The sequence below is a fragment of the Mesorhizobium sp. M1273 genome, assembly GCF_040318195.1.
In the GTDB taxonomy this organism is placed as follows: Bacteria; Pseudomonadota; Alphaproteobacteria; order Rhizobiales; family Rhizobiaceae; genus Mesorhizobium.
On record NZ_JAMYLV010000014.1, the window covers coordinates 63,844 to 83,946 of the forward strand.

Below are 20,103 nucleotides of genomic sequence, written 5' to 3' on the forward strand. Positions count from 1 at the left end.
GGAGCGTGTGTTCATGCCTGTCGCATCGGTGGCCCGGAAAACCGTGTCGCTGCCGAAGTTCGGCGAGCCGACGGCGATGCCGCTGGTTACGCGCGCCACCTACGAGGCCCGTATAGCGGCACTGGTCGCGCGCGGCGGGTTCGATGCCTTCGTCGTCTATGGCGACCGCGAACATGCGGCCAATGTCGCCTACCTCTGCGGCTACGATCCTCGCTTCGAGGAGACGCTGCTGGTCATCGTTCCCGGTAAGCCGCCGAAACTGCTGGTCGGCAATGAGGGCTGGGGCTATGCCGAGATCTGCGACGGGCCTTACGAGCGCGTGCTCTACCAGACGTTCTCGCTGCCGGCGCAGCCGCGCGACCGTTCGCAAGCGCTGGCCGACATCCTCGTCGGTTGCGGCCTGAAAGCCGGCCAGCGCATCGGCGCCATCGGCTGGAAGCCGTTCGGCCCCGGCGATGCGGGTTTTGGCGAAACGACGCTCGACCTGCCGTCCTTCATCGCCGACATGTTGCGCAGCCTTGCCGGCGATAGGGGCGTGATCGTCAACGCGGCGAACCTTTTGATGAATCCTGCCGACGGCCTGCGCGCCATCAACGAGGCCGACCAGCTGGCCGCGTTCGAATTCGCCGCGACCTATTCCTCGCAAGGCCTGCGCAATGTCCTGCAAGGCATCGAACCCGGCATGACCGAATTGCAGGCGGCGCGGCTGATGGGCATCAACGGCCTCCCGCAATGCTGCCACCCGATGCTGTCGGCCGGCAGGCGGGCGGCCTATGGCCTGCCAAGCCCGCGTCTTGACGTCATCAAGCGCGGCGACCCGATCACCATGGCCTATGGCATCCAGGGCTCGCTCAATGCCCGCGCCGGTTTTCTGGTCGAGGACGCGGCCGAGCTTCCGAGAGGCATCCAGGACTATGTCGAGAAGCTGGTCGCGCCCTATTTCTGCGCCGTCGTCGACTGGTACGAGACGGTCGGCATCGGCGTTCTCGGCGGCGCGTTGTGGCAAGCTGTGCATGAGCGCATCGGCGATCGGTTCTTCGGCGTAGCGCTCAACCCCGGCCATCTCATCCATATCGACGAATGGATGCATTCGCCGGTATTTTCCGGCTCCGACATCAGATTGAAATCGGGCATGGCCTTGCAGGTCGACATCATCCCGGCGACCGGCACCGATTATTTCACCACAAACATCGAGGACGGCATCGCGCTGGCCGACGAGGCGCTGCGCGAAGAGATCGCGGCGCGCCATCCCGAAGCCTGGCGCCGCATCGAGGCGCGCCGCGCCTTCATGACCGACGTGCTCGGCATAAGGCTGAAGCCGGAAGTGCTGCCCTTTTCCAACATTCCGGCGTTCCTGCCGCCGTTCTGGCTTTCGCGCAACAGTGCGATGGCAGTCGCGGGGCGCTGAGCGCATTTCGGGCGCCTGCGACTTACTTCTGCCGCACTTCGCCTGTCCGGGAGGTGCGGCGGAGGTGGATGGGCCTTTGGTCAGGCCGGAGTGGAATTGCTTAAGTGCCCTTGAAGACGATTTGCATCATTGTCCTTGCCGCGCTGCTCGCCGGCTGCGGCGGCCGCCAAACCGAGGAACTGCTCGGCAGCGCCATGATGGCGGTGCCGGTGACGGAAATCGCCGGCAATCACTCGATCTTCATCGCCACGACGCGCAAGCGCTCCGACGATCCCAACAAGGTCTTCGACGGCGAGCGTTCGGCGACGCTGAACTATGCCCGCGTCAACGTCACCGTCCCCGGCATCCACAAGACAGGCCAGATCGAGCGGCGCTCACGCGGCAAGTCGGACGATCCGGCCAAATACTTCATGGCTTCCGAGGTCGTCGGCTACGACACCCAGCCGAAATTCTCCAGCGCCCTCAGCGCCGACATCGCGGCGCGCGGCGGCCGTGTCATGGTCTTCGTCCACGGCTACAACACCGGCTTCGACGACGCCGTCTACCGCGTCACGCAGATCACCCATGATTCCGGCTATCCGGGCACGCCGGTGCTGTTTTCCTGGGCGTCGGGCGCCAAGACCACCGACTACGTCTACGACAAAGAAAGCGCCAGCGTTGCCCGCGACCAGCTGGAAGTGACGCTGAGAATGCTGGCGCAGACCGGCGCGCGGCGCATCGACATCGTCGCCCATTCGCTGGGGACCTGGGTTACCATGGAGGCGTTGCGCCAGCTCGCCATCACCGGCGACCGTGATCTGGGCGGCAAGCTCGGCGACGTCGTGCTGGCCTCGCCCGACATCGACGTCGACGTGTTCAAGAGCCAGATGCGCCGCTACGGCAAGCCGGACAAGCCGTTCATCCTGCTGCTCTCCGACGACGACCGGGCGCTGCGGCTCTCCGGCCTGATCGCCGGTGCGCGGCCGCGCGTCGGCGACTACAAGAACGCCGCCGACCTCGCCAGCTATGGCGTGTCGGTCGTCGATCTCTCCAGCGTCAAGGGAACCGACCGCTTCAACCACACCAAATTCGCCGATAATCCGGAATTGGTGCAGTTGATCGGCCAGAAGCTGCGCGAGGATGACGGGTTTGCCAGCGACCGCGAGGTGACAGACCGCATCGCCTCGGTCGGACAATAGCTGCATTGCGCGGCAGCGACCGTTGACCATTGCCGCACCATCGGAACAGTTTGAACTGGACCGCGCCGGCCTCTGCCTCTATCGAATAGGCCAAGACGTCTCCGGCTCGACGTCGCCTTTGCGGGAGCCCGCGTGATCGTGCCTTCGAAGATCTTTCTCGTCGTTGCGTTCGCGCTCGCGGTTACCGGCTGCGCCGGCCAGAACACGCACGATCTGCTCAACAAGACGACGATCATCGTGCCTGCTTCGGACATTGCGGCGACGCACAAGATCTTCGTCGCCACAACCCGGCAAAAGGCAATGAAAGAGCCCCGGCAGGTGTTCGACGGCGACCGTTCGCCGACCACCAGCTTTGCCAGCGTCGAGGTGACGGTGCCCAAAATCCACCAGCTCGGCGCCATCGAGCGGGTCAAGGGCTCGGCCAACAGCAATCCGGCGAAGGATTTCACGGCGACCGGCGTCACCTTCTACGAAGGCGCGCCGCAATTCGCCAAGGCGGTCGGCGCCGACATCGCCATGCGCGGCGACCGCGCGCTGGTTTTCGTGCACGGCTTCAACAACGGCTTCGATGACGGTATCTACCGGCTGACGCAGATCGCGCACGACACGAAATACCCAGGCACGCCGGTGCTGTTTTCGTGGGCGTCGAGCGGCAAGACGACCGGCTACATCTACGACAAGGAAAGCGCCAATGCGGCGCGCGACGATCTCGAAGCGACGCTGCGCATGCTCGCCAAGAGCCGCGCCAAGAGCATCGACATCATTGCCCATTCGATGGGGACCTGGGTGACCATGGAAGCGTTGCGCCAGCTTGCCATCACCGGCGACCGCGACCTCGGCGGCAAGCTCGGCTACGTCATCCTGGCCTCACCCGATATCGACGTCGACGTGTTCAAGAAGCAGATGATCCGCTACGGCAAGCCCGACAAGCCGTTCGCCGTGCTGCTTTCGGGCGACGACCGGGCGCTCAGGCTGTCGACCCTGATCTCCGGCGACAAGCCACGCGTCGGCGACTATGGCGACGCGGCCGACCTCGCCAGCTATGGCGTCTCGGTGGTCGACCTGACCAAGACCAAGGGCGGCGACCGGCTGAACCACGCCAAATTCGCCGACAACCCGTTCCTGGTGCAGCTGCTCGGCGACCGCCTGCGCGCCCCGGCCGGCCTCGCCTCCGAAGAGACCGCGCCGGCCCAGCTCGACAATCTCGGCCAGGGCCTCGGCAAGGCCGTCGGCTCGGTCGCCGAAATCGTCATCACCACGCCGTTCAAAGTGCTGACCATCGCCACCGGCGGGTGAGCCGACCTCTGCTGCCAAACGCGCCGGTGATTGGCAGCTGTCAACAAAAACGCTCTGCAGCGATCCTTCGCGCCCCCCTCTGTCCTGCCGGACAGAGGGGGCGCTGTCCGGGCGCTGTCCCTCCAGGGTTCAATGATTCTTCAAACGAACAAATCAACCTTCTGAAAAGTTGTCACGTCGATCAGGCCGACGTCGGAAATTCTGAGCTCGGGGATGACGACCAGCGCCAGCAGCGAGTGCTGCATGTAGGCGTTGTTGAGCGAGCAGCCCATCTGCCGCATGGCGTCGCTGAGTTTGTCGGCCTTGGCGGCGACGATTTCGGCGCGCTCGTCCGACATCAGCCCGGCGATCCGCATTTCGACCAGCGCCAGCTCCTTGCCGTTGGAAAACAGCACGACGCCGCCGCCGACCTCGCCCAGCCGGTTCACGGCCAGAGCCATATCCTGCTTGTTGGTGCCGACGACGATGATGTGGTGGGCATCGTGGGCCACGCTCGACGCCATGGCGCAGTCGCCGATATAGCCGAAGCCGGAGACGAAGGCGTTGGTGACGCCGCCGGTGCCCTTGTGGCGTTCGACCAGCGCGATCTGGCAGACATCGTTGCGGCGGTCCATGGCGACCAGCCCGTCCTCGACGGCAAGATCGGCCTCCAGCGCCCGCGTCGGCGCCTGGTTTTCGATGACGCCGATGACCCGCACCCGCACCTCGTTGGCGCCCAGGGGTGCGGCGATATCGAAATCGCCGGGCTTGAGCTTCCTGCCGAGCTTGACGGTGTTCTTCGCCGTCTTCGGATAGTCGTAGGCTGGAATGTCGATTTCGAGCTTGCCGCCCTTGGCCAGCCTGACGCCGCGGCCATAGACCTCGTCGATGGTCATTTCGGCGAGGTCGGAGACGATCAGCAGATCGGCGAGCCGTCCCGGCGCGATCGAGCCGATCTCGCGCTCCAGCCGGAAATGCTGGGCGGTGTTGAGCGTCGCCATCTGGATCGCCGTCACCGGCTTCAAGCCCTGGCTGATGGCGTGGCGCACGACCCGGTCCATATGGCCTTCGTGCACCAGCGTGCCGGAATGGCTGTCGTCGGTGCACAGGATGAAGTTGCGCGGGTCGAGCCCGCTCTCCGTCACCGCCTTGATCTGCGAGGCCACGTCATACCAGGCCGAGCCCAGCCGCAGCATCGCCTTCATGCCCTGGCGGACGCGGGCGATGGCGTCCTCGGCGCGCGTGCCTTCATGATCGTCCTCGGGGCCGCCGGCGACATAGCCGTGGAACGGCAGGCCGAGATCGCGCGAGGCATAATGCCCGCCGACGGTCTTGCCGGCCCTCACCGTCGCGGCGATCTCGCCCGACATCACCGGATCGTTGGCGGCGACGCCCGGAAAATTCATCACCTCGCCGAGCCCGATGATGTTCTCCCAGCTCATCGCTTCGGCAACGTCGGCGACGGTCAGCTCGGCGCCGGCATGCTCCAGCCCCGGTGCCGAAGGCACGCAGGACGGCATCTGCACGAGTACGTTGACCGGCATGGCGACGGCCTCGTCATGCATCAGCCGCACGCCCGGCAGGCCGAGCACGTTGGCGATCTCATGCGGATCGATGAACATCGAGGTGGTGCCGTGCGGGATCACCGCGCGGCAGAATTCCGTCACCGTCACCATGCCGCTCTCGACATGCATATGCGCGTCGCAAAGCCCCGGCACCAGATAGCGGCCGCCGGCATCGACCACCTTGGTGCCCTGGCCGATGGCATGGCCGGCGTTCGGCCCGCAATAGGCAAAGCGGCCGCCGGCAATGGCGATGTCGGTGCCGGCGATGATCTCGCCCGAATGGACGTTGACCCAGCGCCCGTTGCGGATGACGAGATCGGCGGGCTTGCGGCCCATGGCGACATCGACCAGATGCGTCGCCATCTCGGCCCAGGGTTTTGGTTTCGTCGCATTGGCGGTCTTCGGCATCAACAGGCTCCTCTTTGCCCGACTGTGCCAAGCCGCGAGGATTTTGACCAGCGGGGAAGTAAGCGCGGACGGCGAAGTTGCGGATCTCCCCCCTCGAGGCAGGGCTATCGCATTTGGATTCTTACGAAGATGGACCCCCACCCTAACCCTCCCCACAAGGGGGAGGGAATGCTGCCGCGCGCCCTTACTTCCCCTTTTGGCGCCGAAAGGCAGGCAAATTTGCCGAGGTCAGCGCCAACGGAAGTCTCCCTCCCCCTTGTGGGGAGGGGTTAGGGGTGGGGGTACGTCGTAGAGCGAAAGCCTCGGCGTTCCATCTGCGATAGCCCTGCCCTCGAGGGGGAGATGTCGCCGAAGGCGACAGAGGGGTCGCCTATCCACGCGCGACGACCCCCTCTGGCCTCCCGGCCATCTCCCCTCAAGGAGGGAGATCGATGCGCCATGGCCTTCGCCAATCGCCAAGGGCATTTTTTGCCGGCCGCAGCAACTTTGTTCTTGCTTTGTGCCGGCAGCTATGCTACTAAATTTGGGTATGGTGCCAATTGGCTCCAACGACCCGCCTCCCGAGGCGGGTTTTTGTTATTGCGCCATTCATGGCAAATGGCCCAGGCGGAATACGATTCCGTTGCGGCCAATCAGCTTTCGTCTCGTTAGAGGATCCTTCTGAATCGACGGTCGCGGAGTTTGACGCACTCCATCGTTCGAGCCTTCGGCCGGTTCACTCAATTCGATCCCGAACTGTCACTTCTTGCTTGGATCGTCTGCCGGGTTGACGTAGGTGATCTTGAATGGCCCCTCGCCATGAACCTGGATGATCGTATCGCTTGTCGTCCAGGCAAAGTGATTCATTCCGGCCGGCGCGACGCCGAAGCCGCCAGCAGTCAGTTCGACACCTTTCGCCTCGTCGAGCTTATCGCCCATTCCAATATGGAAGTTGCCGGAAAGCACCGTTACGCATTCCGTGGTGGGATGATTATGTGCGGCAATTTTGTAGCCGGCGGGTGTCTTCAACCGCAGCACATAGGCGCCCTCCTTTGAGGGGTCTCCAGCGACAACAGCCATTTCCGTGCCAGCGGGAATGACAGCTGGAGCAGGACCCCATTTGATGTCTTTGGCGTTCATCGGCATCTCATCGGCAAACAGAGACGCCGTCCCAACAACCAGCAGTGCCAGGGCAGAGGCAAGCTTGAGCATGACAATCTCCCAATGTCTGTAGAGGACGGCGTCGAGTATCGGCGCGCCGATCCACTTGCCAATTGGAGTCTATCAGGGCAGAGCGCCCGAACGCATCCTGCGAACGGGGGACGCGCATTCGCGGTAGCCGCGGAAGCTGCCGCTAAAAACATTTCCAGGTGAAACGATTTTGTTTGTATCACTGTAGGTGATCGGCCTCGCTAGCTTCCAGTGCCAGATTTGTCGACGGCAGAAGACGGCTTGACGGCCCCTGCCCGGCATCTGAACAGGACTGGCCTCCGGACGTGGCGGAATTGGTAGACGCAAGGGACTTAAAATCCCGTTCTAGTCCGTTGCACCCTCGCAACTAACCCCTCAACGCTTGTAATTCCCCGGTTTGCGCCGGGGTTTTTCATTTCATTTTAATCTCTCCACTCGTGCAACGGATTTTGTGGGAAACACGCCGTTGTGGGAATCGTGTGGCAAAAGGAGAACAGACGTTCATGGCCAAACCAATCCACATCAATCTGCAGGCCGGCACCGACGACGAGTTAGACAACTACGCCAAGGGTGGCTCCAGAAGAGGAAATCGAATTAAATCAGCACAATCTTAGAGGTGCGTGAGGCGGTTTCTCAAACACCAGCACATGACTGCCAAGAGGCGATGTGTGAGTGCTCTTAACCTGGAACCCCTCGTCAGAAAGCGTTTCGATGAATTCGCCATCCGTTCCAGGCGGAACGCGGGCAACGACGTTCGAGGTGCGCCTCACAATATTGGAAAGCACCCTTCGCGCCTTGCCTGGGCCGATGTTGCGCTGCATGTGCTGATAGACGGCCAGCAGCAGGACGATATCGTATTTCGGTAGAAGGATATTGCCGAGGCGCCGGCTGCCGAGGTTTAGGCGATCGAACCTGGCATGTACCGGGGAGCCACTCAACAACATCTTTGCGGTCTCGATGTGCGGCTTGGCAATGTCGATCCCGTGGATCGAACTGGGTTTCAGCTTGGAGATCTCATAGGCGACAACACCCATATTGCAGCCAACATCGAGAATGGATTTCCCAGCATAGTCGATCTCCAATGAGAATATCCCGTCCAGTCTATCCTCCCATGTTCCTGCAAAACCTCTTTTGAACCTTGACCACCACAAATCATATACTCCTAAATTAGAGATCGCCGAAATATAGCGCTCGTTACCTTCTACTATTCATAAGTCGTGGCCAAGAAAAGCCTGCCCCCCACAAAAACACAGAAAAACATCATGGACACCACGTTCAAGGGCGCTGCGAGGCGCCTTGCTGATCTCAACTTGCGGGAAACTAGGCGCTCGCATTGGAGTAGGAGAGGACGGTGTTTAGGACATCGCCTTCAAAGCTAGTCCAGCCAACCCCATTAACGCATCACGACCACGATCTCTCGGCAGTCGCCTGATGGCTCAGAACCGCAAGGGCATCCATCGTCCGATGCAGCACAGCGACCTCTGCGACATCGGCAAGTGGGAGGTCATAGAGGTGTGGCGCAGCATCCGCGAACACATCCCAGGACTGTCCGACACCGTGGTCTACACAACGCGGCATACGTGCTACTCGTGGCAGATCATCCGTGGCATCGACATCCGGCGCGTCCAAATCTGGATGGGCCACAAGTCGATCCAGACCACCCTGAACTACGCCCACCTCGCACCCAATCACTTGCTCGACAACCTGACCGCCCTCGAAGGTGGCGCGGCTCCGAGGCTCGTGGTAGTGAACGGCAAATCCTAAGCCGACCGTGTGGGAAACCATGTGGGAGACCGGTGGGATTTCCCCACAATGTGGGAAGTGGGCGTGGCGGAACTGGTATACGCAGCAGACTTAAAATCTGCCGGTGTTTCAAGCACTTACGGGTTCAAATCCCGTCGCCCACACCAAGCCTCGCAAGGGACTTAAAATCCCTCGATCTCTGATCGTACGGGTTCGATTCCCGTCGTCCGCACCAGCAACATCGGCGCCATTGCGGCCTAAGCAAGAGCGTGAACTCGCCGGATACAGGCTGCCACATGCCATTTCTCGACCAGGAGCCGGCGAGCCGATGCGGGATCTGCGATATGCGTATTCCGGCGTCCGCATGTTCGTTTGCCAGCTTCCAAAGCGCACTCAGGCAAGGGCGGCGGTATCGGTCACACGCATCATCGCCAGCAATTTCGATATGATCTTGTCACATCGGCTGCTATATGGTGGAAAAGGAGTCCGCCCATGCGAACCACCCAGCCGATAAGTATCACCCTCCCGCGCGACATGGCCGAGGCCGTCGCGCGCAAGGTCGAATCCGGCGCCTACGCCTCCGCCAGCGAAGTGCTGCGCGAGGGCGTGCGCGCGCTGCTCGACCGCGACGCCGCCGTTGAACGCTGGCTGCGCGAGGAAGTCGCCCAGAGCTACGACGAGTACAAGGCGAATCCGTCCAGCGCCATCCCTGCCGAGCAGGTCATGCTGCGTATCCGCGACCGCGCCGCCGCGCGACGCGACGATGCCACTAAGGAATGACGCGCACGGTTGTATTTTCCGCGCAAGCGGAGCGCCAGTTGGATGCGCTGTATCGCTACATAGAGGAATATTCCTCCACAGCCCGTGCGGAATCGTTCGTTGGCGGGATCGTGGCCTATTGCATGGCTCACCTCCCGATCGGGTTCAGCTTCAGGTGCTGGATCAAAATAATCGTCTTGGCGTCGATGATCCGACCATCGTTGATGCCAGCCAGTGCCTCGTCTAGCGGCATCTCCAAAACCTCGATGTCCTCGCCTTCGTCATGCGCGCCGCCGCCGTCGGAAATGCGGTCGGCGGGCGAATAGCGGGCGACGAAGAACCAGAGCCGCTCGGTCACGCTGCCGGGGCTCATATAGGGCGAAAACAGCCGCTGCACGTCCTTCAGGCGGTAGCCGAGTTCCTCCTCGGCCTCCTTGCGGATGCAGGTTTCGGGATCGTCTTCGTCGAGCAGGCCGGCGCAGGCCTCGATCAGCGGCTCCTTGTGGCCGGTGACGTAGGCCGGGTAGCGGAACTGCCGCACCAGAAGCACCGTCGAACGCTCCGGATCGAAAGGCAGGATCACCGCGCCGTCGCCGCGATCGTAGGTCTGGCGGGTGTGCGTTTCCCATTTGCCGTCGCGCCGGCGATAGTCGAAGACGGTCTTTTTCAAAACCGCCCACTCGTCGGAAAGGACTTCCTCGGAGCGGATGCGAATGCGATCTTCCATGGTGGACTCCCTGCTGCCGCGGCAAGGCGTAGCCGCGAACGGCGGTTCGTGCAATCGGGCCACCAATTGGTCCAGAGCACCGGTTCACCGTCTCGTGTCTGGCGCTGGCACAATCGGCTGCATAAATAGCGGCAACCCTTTCCGGAGTTTTTTATGACCTCATCGCTTTTCCAGCCGATCACCCTCGACGGCCTCACCTTCCCCAACCGCATCGCGGTCGCGCCGATGTGCCAGTATTCGGCTGAGGACGGCTCGGCCAGCGATTGGCACCTCTATCACTGGATGAACCTGGCGATGTCGGGCGCCGGCATGGTCACAGTCGAGATGACCGATGTCGAACGGCGCGGCCGCATCTCGCATGGCTGTCTCGGCCTTTATTCCGAGGACAACGAGGCGGCGGCGCGACGCACGCTGGATGCAGCCAAGCGTGTCGCCGCACCGGGCACGAAATTCGGCACGCAGCTTGCCCATGCCGGCCGCAAGGCGTCCAACCGGAAACCCTGGGAGGGCGGCGGCCCGCTGCATGCCGATCAGGATCCGTGGCCGATCGTGTCGGCCTCGGCGATCGCCTACGACACCGGCTGGCAGGTGCCGCGGGCGCTGGAGGATGACGAGATACTGCAAATCATCGAACGCTTCGCCGAAGCAGCCCGGCGGGCCGAGCGCGCCGGCTTCGACTTCATCGAGCTGCATGCCGCGCATGGCTATCTGATCTTCCAGTTCCTGTCGCCGCTCTCCAACCGGCGCACCGACCGCTGGGGCGGCTCGCTGGAAAACCGCATGCGTTTCGCCGTCGAGATCGCCAAGGCGGTGAAGAAGGCGGTGCCCAGGCTGATGCTGGGCGCGCGTCTGTCGATCAAGGAATGGGTCGATGGCGGCTTCGAGGTCGAGGATGCGATCGAAGTGGCAAAAGCGCTGAAGGAAGCCGGCGTCGCCTATCTCTGCTGCTCGAGCGGCGGCAATTCACCGTTGCAGAAGCTGCCCTCCGGGCCCGGCTACCAGGTGCATCTGGCCGAAGCGGTGCGCAAGGCCGTCGGCATCCCGACGCGGGCCGTCGGCCTGATCGACGATCCGAAACAGGCCGAGGCGATCGTCGCCGACGGCCGCGCCGACATGGTGGCGCTGGCGCGCGCCTTTCTTGCCGATCCGCGCTGGGGCTGGCGCGCCGCGGCCACCTTCGGTGAAAAAATCCACCCGGCGCCGCAGCTTGCCCGCTCGGTGACGACGATGCAGCACTGGATGAGGGCGGCGAACTGACGGCGGGTTCGTCTCGCTGGACGGGCCAGCACAGCTTCGCATTGATCCTCTGCCGGTGTAGAGTGGCCGGGGGCCGCGGCTGGGCGCGGCGGGTTGGGGGAGCAGAGACATGTCGTTCAGGGGGATTTCCATTTCGGCCGCCGCCGCGGTTGTGGCCGGGCTGTCGTTCGCCGCACCGACGCCGGCCGGGGCGCAATATTGCGAAGGCACAGTGCACGGCCTTTCCAGGCACTACAATCTGGCGACGGGAAGCGGCTTTCTCGCCGTTCGGGCCCGGCCGAACTCGTCGTCGCGCATGATCGGGCAATTGTTCAACGGCGACCAAACCGAGATCTTCGACCGCCGCGGAAGCTGGTACAAGGTCGATTTCGGCGGCCGCACCGGCTGGGCGAATGCACGCTGGCTGCGCAACGACTGCGGCTATTGAGCTATTTTCGCCTGAGCTAAAATAGCAGTTGCAACCAAATCGGCCGCTCCGCGTTGGCGGCGATGATGGACAGCAAGCCATTTGAAAAACCGGTCGTGGTCGAACTCGGCCATGTCGGCAAATATCGGCAGATCCGCAGCGCCCAGGAGGCGGCGGAGTGCCTGATGACGGTCTGGCCACTCAATCGCGGGCCGCGTCATCGTGATGCCCTCGACACTTGCCTAAAAGTGCTGGAAGGTTATCGTTCGACGGCGGATGCGCGCCGGGCACTGATCGAAGCCGCCAGGGAATCGGACGTGCTGGTCACAGACGACAGGCTGCCGGACGACAGACTGGCCGACGACAGGCTGCATTGAGGCAACGGGCTTTCAACCGGAGGGTTTCATGGCGAAACTGACCTACAAGATCGTCGAGCATGACGGAGGCTGGGCCTACAAGGTCGGCTCGACATTCTCCGAAACGTTCCCCACCCATCAGGACGCGTTGCGCGCCGCCGAGATCGCTTCGGCCGAACAGCAGGTCGCCGGCAACACCGACGGCATCCAGTACGAGGACGCGGACGGCAAATGGCACGACGAGCTCGCCGACGGCCGCGACCGGCCGCAGACCGAGGTTTCGGATTAGGGTGTGCCGATATCCAGGTGATGCCGGGCTGCTTTACAGGTCGGTTTGGTAGCGCTACCGTCTCACATCGCGCGTGACCGGGGAGGAGCCTGGGCGCTGTCGCGGGCCAGGCAGGAAAGCGGTTTCCTTCGAAGTCGTTGCGGGAATCAATCGGGAGGAGATCGATGGCGTCTGTCGCGATCGGGGATGTCTACAAATCATTTGGGACCGTCGAGGTCCTGCACGGGGTCAGCGTCGATATAGACGACGGCGAGTTCGTCACGCTGGTCGGGCCTTCGGGTTGCGGAAAGTCTACCCTGCTCAGGATGATCGCCGGCCTGGAAAAGATCTCGCGCGGCCAGATCGCGATCGGCAAACGTGTCGTCAACAACGTTGCGCCAAAGGAGCGCGACGTCGCCATGGTCTTCCAGAACTATGCGCTCTACCCGCATATGACGGTCGCCGAGAACATGGCGTTCTCGCTGATGCTCAAGGGCGTTCCCAAGGCGGAGAGCGATGCCGGCGTGCGGCGCGCGGCCGAAATCCTGGGACTGGTGCCGCTGCTCGACCGCTATCCGCGCCAGCTTTCCGGCGGCCAGCGCCAGCGCGTTGCCATGGGCCGGGCGATCGTGCGCGATCCGCAGGTTTTCCTGTTCGACGAGCCGCTGTCCAATCTCGATGCCAAGCTCCGGGTGCAGATGCGCGCCGAGATCAAGGAACTGCACCAGCGCCTGAAGACGACGACGGTCTACGTCACCCACGACCAGATCGAGGCGATGACCATGGCCGACAAGATCGTCGTCATGCATGACGGCATCGTCGAGCAGATCGGGCCGCCGCTCGAGCTGTACGACCGGCCGAACAATCTGTTTGTCGCCAGCTTCATCGGCTCGCCCGCCATGAACATGCTCAGGGGCGAGATCGTAAGCGACGGCTCGCCGTCATTTCGCGGCGCCGGCGGGATTTCGGTCCCGTTGGCCTCCGCACTTTCCATCGGCAACGGTGAGCCGGTCGTGCTGGGGATACGGCCCGAGCATTTACGGCTGTCCGACAATCAGGGCATTCCGGTCACCGTCGTGGTGGTCGAGCCGACAGGGTCCGAAGTGCAGCTCATCGGCCGCACCGCCGGCGGCGATGAGATCGTCGCAAATTTCCGCGAACGCCATTCCTTCACGCCGGGCGAAACCATCCGGCTTACGGCCGAGCCTGGCCTCATCCACCTCTTTCACGGCGAAACCGGACAGCGGTTCGAAACGCCCATCGGGCAGTAGGACGGCAAGGACAATAAGCAGGAGGAAGCGAGCATGGAATTCACCAGACGTGACGTGATCCGCACCACCGCCGGCGTTGCGGCGGGAGCCTTGGGAAGCCGGCTCGTCGGCTCTCCCGCCTTTGCCCAGGAGGGGTTGAAATACAAGCCCGAGGACGGCGCCAAGCTCAGGCTGCTGCGCTGGTCGCCTTTCGTGCAGGGCGACGAGGATCAATGGCTGGCCAACACCAAGCGCTTTACCGAAGCGACCGGTGTCGAGGTCCGCGTCGACAAGGAAAGCTGGGAGGACATCCGTCCCAAGGCGGCGGTCGCCGCCAATGTCGGCTCCGGCCCGGACCTGATGTTCGTCTGGTTCGACGACCCGCACCAATATCCCGACAAGCTGCACGATGTGACGGAGCTGGGGGAATATCTCGGCTCGAAATATGGCGGCTGGCACGATGGACCGCACCAATATGCGACACGGCAAGGCAAGTTCCTCGGCCTGCCGCTGGCGACCATCGGCAATGCCATCGTCTATCGTGAAAGCTGGGTGAAAGAGGCTGGCTTCTCCGAATTTCCGAAGGACACGGCAGGCCTGCTCGAGCTTTGCAAGGCATTGCAGGCGAAGGGGCACCCGGCCGGCTTCACGCATGGCCACGGCGTCGGCGATGGCAACAACTACGCCCACTGGCTGCTGTGGAGCCATGGCGGCCAGATGGTCGACGAGAGCAGCAAGGTGACGATCAACAGCCCCGAGACGCTGAAGGCGATCGAATACGCGCAGCAACTCTACAAGACCTTCATTCCCGGTACCGAAAGCTGGCTCGACGTCAACAACAACCGCGCCTTCCTGGCCGGCGAATTGAGCGTCATCGCCAACGGCATTTCGGCCTACAACACCGCCAAGATCAACAAGGACAAGGATCCGAAACTGGCCGAGATGGCCAAGGACATCCGCACCACCAACCTGCCGATTGGCCCGGTCGGAAAATCCGTCGAGCTGTTCCAGGTGACCACGGCCGTGATCTTCGACTACACGCCCTACCCCAACGCCGCCAAGGCCTACCTGCAGTTCATGTTCGAGGATCCGCAAATGTCGCAGTGGATCACGTCGTCAGCAGGCTATTGCTGCCAGACGCTCAAAGCCTTCGACAACAACCCGGTGTGGACGGCCGATCCGAACAATGCCGCCTACTCCAAGGCCTCGGCGACGCTGCGGCCCAACGGCTATGCCGGCCCGCTTGGCTATGCCTCGGCAGCGACCATGGCCGACTATGTGCTGGTCGACATGTTCGCCAAGGCGGTGACAGGCCAGGCGACGCCGCAAGAAGCGATGGAAGAAGCCGAGAAGCGCGCAAACCGCTACTATCGCGTTTGAGCCGGGTTCAGCCGGGCAGCCATGCTGCCCGGCTTCGAATCGCGCATGGCCGCCCGGCCGTTCAATGAGACCTTAGAGGAGCCGACCCATGGCCGTGACCTCCACTGCCGCTCAGCCACGCCGGTCGGCGCTGTCGCGCATTCTGACGTTCGTGTCCGAAAGTCATAACGCGCTTGGCTTCGGCTTCATGCTGCCGGCGGCGGCGCTGCTGCTGGTCTTCCTGACCTATCCGCTCGGGCTCGGCGTCTGGCTCGGCTTCACCGATGCCCGCATCGGCCGCCCCGGCATCTTCATCGGTATCGAGAACTACGAATATCTGTGGGATGACGCCGTCTTCTGGCTCTCCGTCTTCAACACCTTGCTCTACACGATCAGCGCCTCGATCCTGAAGTTTGCGCTCGGCCTGTGGCTGGCGCTTATCCTCAACCAGAACCTGCCGTTCAAATCGTTCTTCCGCGCGATCGTCCTGCTGCCCTGGGTGGTGCCGACGGTGCTGTCGGCGATCGCCTTCTGGTGGATCTACGATTCGCAATTCTCGATCCTGTCCTGGGCGCTTATGGAAATGGGCCTGATCGACCATCGCATCAACTTCCTCGGCGATCCCGAGAATGCGCGGGCTTCGGTCATCGCCGCCAATGTCTGGCGCGGCATTCCTTTCGTGGCGATCACGCTGCTTGCCGGCCTGCAGACGATTCCGCAGTCGCTCTACGAGGCCGCCACGCTCGACGGTGCCAGCCGCTGGCAATTGTTCCGCTATGTGACGCTGCCGCTGCTGACGCCGATCATCGCCATCACCATGACGTTTTCGGTGCTGTTCACCTTCACCGACTTCCAGCTGATCTATGTGCTGACACGCGGCGGGCCGGTGAATGCCACGCACCTGATGGCGACGCTGTCGTTCCAGCGCGGCATTTCCGGGGGCCAGCTTGGCGAAGGCGCGGCGATCGCGGTCGCCATGATCCCGTTCCTGCTGGCGGCGATCCTGTTCAGCTATTTTGGCCTGCAACGCCGCAAATGGCAGCAGGGCAGCGGAGATTGACATGACTGCGATCGAAACGAGCAAACGCCCGGAACTCGACGAAGGCGGCATGGGCTACCTGCAGAGTTTGCCGCGCCGCGTGGTGACGGTCTACCTGCCGTTGCTGATCTTCGTCATCGTGCTGTTGTTTCCGTTCTACTGGATGACGATCACGGCGGTTAAGCCCAACCTCGAGATGACCGACTACGCCAATTTCAATCCGTTCTGGGTGGTGCATCCGACGCTCGAGCATATCCGCTACCTGCTCTTCGAGACATCCTATCCGGGCTGGCTGCTCAACACGATCATCATCTCGACCGCCGCTACGTTCCTGTCGCTGCTGGCTGCGGTGTTCGCTGCCTATGCGATCGAGCGCTTGCGGTTCTCCGGGGCGCGGCAGGTCGGCCTCGCGGTGTTCCTGGCCTATCTCGTGCCGCCCTCGATCCTGTTCATTCCGCTGTCGGTGATGGTGTTCAACCTTGGGCTTTACGACACGCCGTTCGCGCTCATCCTCACCTATCCGACCTTCCTGATCCCGTTCTGCACATGGCTGCTGATGGGCTATTTCCGCTCGATCCCGTTCGAGCTGGAAGAATGCGCGCTGATCGACGGGGCGAGCCGCTGGCAGATCCTCACCAAGATCGTGCTGCCGCTGTCGGTACCGGGGCTGATTTCCGCCGGCATCTTCGCATTCACGCTGTCATGGAACGAGTTCATCTACGCCTTGACCTTCATCCAGTCGTCCGAAAACAAGACTGTGCCGGTCGGCGTGCTCACCGAGCTGGTGCGCTCGGACGTCTATGAATGGGGGGCGCTGATGGCGGGAGCGCTGATCGGCTCGCTGCCGGTGGTGGTGCTCTATTCGTTCTTTGTCGAGCATTATGTTTCCTCGATGACCGGAGCCGTGAAGGAATAGCCGACGTGATTAAGTTCGGAGGTATTCCGGGCGGCCGGAAATGCCTGGGATAGGCACCCTGCCGGCCGAGGCTACGGCCGGTTACTTCCCGCAGTATTGATCGTTGACATTCGTGTTGGCGTTGGCGTCGGAGACAGGCTTGCACACCTTTGCGTGAGGAATGCGCGAGGTTGCGGAAGGGTGTCAGCTGCTGGTGTCGGACTTCGGCGCAAATGCGCGCTCGGCAATGCGTTTGATGAAAGCGACGACCCGTTCCGGCTCGACGAATTGCGGCATGTGGCCAAGCCCCTCGACAGGTTCGAAATCGAGCCCGCTGATCTTTTCCATCAGCGGCCAGCCGTGGATATCGATGCCCAGCACGCGATCGGAAGCACCAAACAGAATGCCGGCCGGCAAGGTGATCTCGCCATAGCGTTGCTCGATGCGGCCAAGGTCGTGCGCGATCGCCACGACATCGGTCGATGTCGCGTAGAAATGGCTTGGCCTCAGCCCGCACCAGCCGCCGCCCTCGACCATATAGTCGGCCGGCGCCGTCTGCGGCGCGAAAATGAAGGCAAGCGTCGCTTCGGCATATTTGAGAGCCGCCGGGATCGCCACCGTACAAGCCATGATCCGGCGCCGCAGCGGCGACTTAATGTACAGCGGGCCGAACTTCTCGCGCGCGTCCGGCTCCAGATGGGTCAGCGGTGCCAGCAAGGCGATGCCGGAAATCGCCTCTGGATGCTCGACCGCCAGCGTCAGCGCGATGGCGCCACCCAGCGAATGACCGACGACCAGCGGCTTTCCCAGCCCAAGCGCGTCGATAAAATGCCGCACGACCTCGGCCTGCTCGGACAGCCGTCCGCTGGCGGCCCTGGCCCGCACCGAATAGCCGGAGCCCGGGCGGTCGAGCGCGATCAGCCGATAGTCCGGGCCGAACCGTCCGAACAGCGTGTGGCCGAATTGATGAAGCTGCGCGCCGAGGCCGTGCAGGAAGACGATCGGCCGCCCCTCGCCCGTCTCGACATAATGGATGCGGTTGCCGTCGATCTCGATGAATCTGCCACTGGCCGGCACCAGCCTTTCGGCCTTCGCCGCGATCCGCAGCGTCGCCAGCAGCGGATAGGCTGCCACGACGAGCGCCAGCAGAAACAGCGCGCCGGGTAGCCATAGCAGAATTGATACCGGCATCTTTCCCTCAGCGCCCAAACCGGCGCAGCATCACCCGCCAACGGGTGTACTGCAAGGGAGGTGGCACAGGTGGATCCGTCGTTTGGCGGCATTGCCGCCGGCCGTTTGCCGCGCTATCTCAGGCGACCCGTTTTCCGGAGCCTGCCATGACCGAAATCGTCACCGCCGCCATGCTCGTCATCGGCGACGAGATTCTGTCCGGCCGCACCAAGGACAAGAACATCGGCCACCTCGCCGAGATCATGACGGCGATCGGCATCGACCTGAAGGAAGTGCGCATCGTTGCGGACGAGGAAGACGAGATCGTCGCTGCGGTGAATGCGCTGCGCACCCGCTATACTTATGTCTTCACCACCGGCGGCATCGGCCCGACGCATGACGACATCACCGCCGATTCGGTTGCCAAGGCCTTTGGCGTGCCATGCGGATACGACGCCAAGGCCTACGCCCTGCTGGAGGCAAGCTACGCCGCCCGCGGCATCGAATACACCGAAGCGCGCAAGCGCATGGCGCGGATGCCGCGCGGGGCAGACCACATCGATAATCCAGTGTCGGTTGCGCCGGGCTTTCGCATTGGCAACGTCCATGTCATGGCCGGCGTGCCGGCGATTTTCCAGGCGATGCTCGACAATGTCGTGCCGACATTGCGGGCCGGCACCAAAATGCTGTCGGCAACCGTGGAATGCCCGTTCGGCGAAGGCCTGATCGGCGGGCCGCTGGGCGACATCCAGAAGGCGCACCCGGACACGATCATCGGCTCCTACCCGAAATATGGCGACGGCAAGTTCTGGACGGAACTGGTGGTGCGCGCCCGCAGCCAGCAGGCGCTGGACTCCGCACGCGCCGACGTAGAGGCTATGGTGGCGGGCTTGATCAAGGAAAGCCGAGTGGGCTGATGGCCGGCCTGACGGAACCAGCATCGCGCAGTGACGTTTGTCACGAGTGGGATCGCCGTATGAAGTGAGGGACTGCCATGCGCTTCAAGACCATCGTCGCCATATTGCAGAATGAACCGGATGCCGAGCGCGTCCTCGACTGCGCGATCCCGCTGGCCAGCCGATTCCAGAGCCATCTGATCGGCATCCATGCCGAGGCGCTGCCCGTGCCCTACACCTCTGCCACCGGCTTTCCGGACACCGAGTTCCTGCAGGTTTCCGCCGATATGAACCGGGAGCGCGCCGAGAAGTTGCAGGCCGCCTTTCACAAGCGCATCGAGAATTCCGGCCTGTCGTTCGAGTGGCGCAGCCTCGAGAGTTTTTCCGGCGACAGTGCGCTGACCGGCATCTCGACCGTTCGCACCGCGGACCTGATCATCGCCGCGCAGCGCGAATCGGGCAGCGACCCGAGCGCCGACGTCGACACCCTGGTCTACGATGCCGGCCGGCCGGTGCTGGTGGTACCGCATTCGGGTTCGCTGGTGACCAGCTTCAAGCATGTGCTGCTCGCCTGGAACGGCAGCAAGGAAGCCGCGCGCGCCGCCTTCGATGCCCTGCCCTTCATTATCGAGGCCGAAAAGACGGACATCGTCGTCATCGACCCGCCCGATACGCTCGACGAGGCGCCGGAAACAGCCGGCGCCGAGATCGCCGCCTCGCTGTCCAGGCATGGCGCGACCGTCAGTGTCTCGGTGCTGAGGTCCGGCGGCGCCTCGGTCGACGACATCATCCAGACCAGGGTCGCCGAGTCGGGTGCGGACCTGCTCGTGCTCGGCGCCTACAGCCATTCCTGGCTGCGCCAGCTGCTGTTCGGCGGCGTGACGCGAACGGTGCTGCGCACCGCACCCGTGGCGGCCTTTCTGTCGCGGTAGGTTCACAGGGATAGCTTTCCACGCCCCTTGCCAAGGCCAAGC

At 63.1% G+C, this 20,103-nt stretch carries 20 protein-coding genes and 1 tRNA gene; 16 read left to right on the forward strand and 5 right to left on the reverse strand.

What is annotated here, in order from left to right:
* Nucleotides 1–13 precede the first annotated feature (13 nt).
* The 3 genes from NKH30_RS16905 to NKH30_RS16915 all read left to right on the forward strand — a co-directional run bounded on the left by NKH30_RS16905 (nt 14) and on the right by NKH30_RS16915 (nt 3,882).
* Entirely contained in the window at nt 14–1,408 is a 1,395-nt protein-coding gene (locus NKH30_RS16905; protein WP_352996234.1) for a hypothetical protein, read from the forward strand.
* A 104-nt stretch (nt 1,409–1,512) separates the two neighbouring features.
* A complete protein-coding gene (locus tag NKH30_RS16910; RefSeq protein ID WP_352451120.1) occupies nt 1,513–2,586 on the forward strand; it encodes an alpha/beta hydrolase in 1,074 nt (357 codons plus the stop codon).
* 132 nt (nt 2,587–2,718) lie between these two features.
* Complete coding sequence (locus NKH30_RS16915; RefSeq protein ID WP_352637012.1) at nt 2,719–3,882, forward strand: alpha/beta hydrolase; 1,164 nt, start codon at nt 2,719–2,721, stop codon at nt 3,880–3,882.
* Between the two features lie 140 nt (nt 3,883–4,022).
* On the opposite strand, the gene ade is transcribed toward NKH30_RS16915, so the two are convergent.
* The 3 genes from ade to NKH30_RS16930 form a co-directional block, all read right to left on the reverse strand.
* The gene (gene ade / locus NKH30_RS16920) at nt 4,023–5,834 is read right to left on the reverse strand and encodes an adenine deaminase (protein ID WP_352453476.1); all 1,812 of its coding nucleotides are present in this window, start codon (nt 5,832–5,834) and stop codon (nt 4,023–4,025) included.
* 738 nt (nt 5,835–6,572) lie between these two features.
* Nucleotides 6,573–7,025, reverse strand: a complete 453-nt coding sequence (locus NKH30_RS16925; protein ID WP_352996236.1) for a cupin domain-containing protein — start codon at nt 7,023–7,025, stop codon at nt 6,573–6,575.
* Between the two features lie 578 nt (nt 7,026–7,603).
* A complete protein-coding gene (locus NKH30_RS16930) occupies nt 7,604–8,086 on the reverse strand; it encodes a class I SAM-dependent methyltransferase (protein ID WP_352819708.1) in 483 nt (160 codons plus the stop codon).
* Nucleotides 8,087–8,435: 349 nt separating this feature from the next.
* Between NKH30_RS16930 and NKH30_RS16935 the strand changes: the two genes are divergently transcribed.
* From NKH30_RS16935 to NKH30_RS16945, 3 genes are all read left to right on the forward strand, one after another.
* Nucleotides 8,436–8,768, forward strand: a complete 333-nt coding sequence (locus NKH30_RS16935) for a tyrosine-type recombinase/integrase (RefSeq protein ID WP_352819706.1) — start codon at nt 8,436–8,438, stop codon at nt 8,766–8,768.
* Nucleotides 8,769–8,825: 57 nt separating this feature from the next.
* A tRNA-Leu gene (locus NKH30_RS16940) sits at nt 8,826–8,914 on the forward strand.
* 325 nt (nt 8,915–9,239) lie between these two features.
* The gene (locus NKH30_RS16945; RefSeq protein ID WP_352684891.1) at nt 9,240–9,527 is read left to right on the forward strand and encodes a ribbon-helix-helix domain-containing protein; all 288 of its coding nucleotides are present in this window, start codon (nt 9,240–9,242) and stop codon (nt 9,525–9,527) included.
* A 127-nt stretch (nt 9,528–9,654) separates the two neighbouring features.
* On the opposite strand, the gene NKH30_RS16950 is transcribed toward NKH30_RS16945, so the two are convergent.
* Nucleotides 9,655–10,233 (reverse strand): NUDIX domain-containing protein, encoded by a 579-nt coding sequence (locus NKH30_RS16950; RefSeq protein ID WP_352996239.1) that lies wholly within the window; start codon nt 10,231–10,233, stop codon nt 9,655–9,657.
* 153 nt (nt 10,234–10,386) lie between these two features.
* On the opposite strand from NKH30_RS16950, the gene NKH30_RS16955 reads away from it, so the two are divergent.
* The 8 genes from NKH30_RS16955 (at nt 10,387) to NKH30_RS16990 (ending at nt 17,084) form a co-directional block, all read left to right on the forward strand.
* Nucleotides 10,387–11,490 (forward strand): NADH:flavin oxidoreductase/NADH oxidase, encoded by a 1,104-nt coding sequence (locus NKH30_RS16955; RefSeq protein ID WP_352996241.1) that lies wholly within the window; start codon nt 10,387–10,389, stop codon nt 11,488–11,490.
* Nucleotides 11,491–11,599: 109 nt separating this feature from the next.
* Nucleotides 11,600–11,917, forward strand: a complete 318-nt coding sequence (locus NKH30_RS16960; RefSeq protein ID WP_352996243.1) for an SH3 domain-containing protein — start codon at nt 11,600–11,602, stop codon at nt 11,915–11,917.
* Between the two features lie 62 nt (nt 11,918–11,979).
* On the forward strand, nt 11,980–12,273 hold the full coding sequence (locus NKH30_RS16965; protein WP_031211240.1) for a DUF982 domain-containing protein: 294 nt from the start codon (nt 11,980–11,982) through the stop codon (nt 12,271–12,273).
* A gap of 28 nt (nt 12,274–12,301) precedes the next feature.
* Entirely contained in the window at nt 12,302–12,541 is a 240-nt protein-coding gene (locus NKH30_RS16970) for a DUF2188 domain-containing protein (protein WP_023674770.1), read from the forward strand.
* Between the two features lie 164 nt (nt 12,542–12,705).
* Nucleotides 12,706–13,791 (forward strand): ABC transporter ATP-binding protein, encoded by a 1,086-nt coding sequence (locus NKH30_RS16975; RefSeq protein WP_352837079.1) that lies wholly within the window; start codon nt 12,706–12,708, stop codon nt 13,789–13,791.
* Nucleotides 13,792–13,824: 33 nt separating this feature from the next.
* Nucleotides 13,825–15,150: an ABC transporter substrate-binding protein gene (locus tag NKH30_RS16980; protein ID WP_352996245.1), complete on the forward strand. Its 1,326-nt coding sequence runs from the start codon at nt 13,825–13,827 to the stop codon at nt 15,148–15,150.
* 187 nt (nt 15,151–15,337) lie between these two features.
* Nucleotides 15,338–16,189 carry a carbohydrate ABC transporter permease gene (locus NKH30_RS16985; protein ID WP_502908678.1) on the forward strand — a complete coding sequence of 284 codons (852 nt, stop codon included), beginning with the start codon at nt 15,338–15,340 and terminating at the stop codon, nt 16,187–16,189.
* Between the two features lies 1 nt (nt 16,190).
* On the forward strand, nt 16,191–17,084 hold the full coding sequence (locus tag NKH30_RS16990; RefSeq protein WP_023674766.1) for a carbohydrate ABC transporter permease: 894 nt from the start codon (nt 16,191–16,193) through the stop codon (nt 17,082–17,084).
* A gap of 183 nt (nt 17,085–17,267) precedes the next feature.
* Here NKH30_RS16990 and NKH30_RS16995 read toward each other — a convergent pair whose 3' ends face one another.
* Nucleotides 17,268–18,254 (reverse strand): alpha/beta fold hydrolase, encoded by a 987-nt coding sequence (locus tag NKH30_RS16995; protein WP_352996249.1) that lies wholly within the window; start codon nt 18,252–18,254, stop codon nt 17,268–17,270.
* Between the two features lie 146 nt (nt 18,255–18,400).
* Between NKH30_RS16995 and NKH30_RS17000 the strand changes: the two genes are divergently transcribed.
* Together NKH30_RS17000 and NKH30_RS17005 are read left to right on the forward strand one after the other, a co-directional pair.
* Nucleotides 18,401–19,150 (forward strand): competence/damage-inducible protein A, encoded by a 750-nt coding sequence (locus tag NKH30_RS17000; protein ID WP_352772698.1) that lies wholly within the window; start codon nt 18,401–18,403, stop codon nt 19,148–19,150.
* A gap of 77 nt (nt 19,151–19,227) precedes the next feature.
* Nucleotides 19,228–20,061 carry a universal stress protein gene (locus NKH30_RS17005; RefSeq protein ID WP_352474045.1) on the forward strand — a complete coding sequence of 278 codons (834 nt, stop codon included), beginning with the start codon at nt 19,228–19,230 and terminating at the stop codon, nt 20,059–20,061.
* The last annotated feature ends 42 nt before the right edge of the window (nt 20,062–20,103 follow it).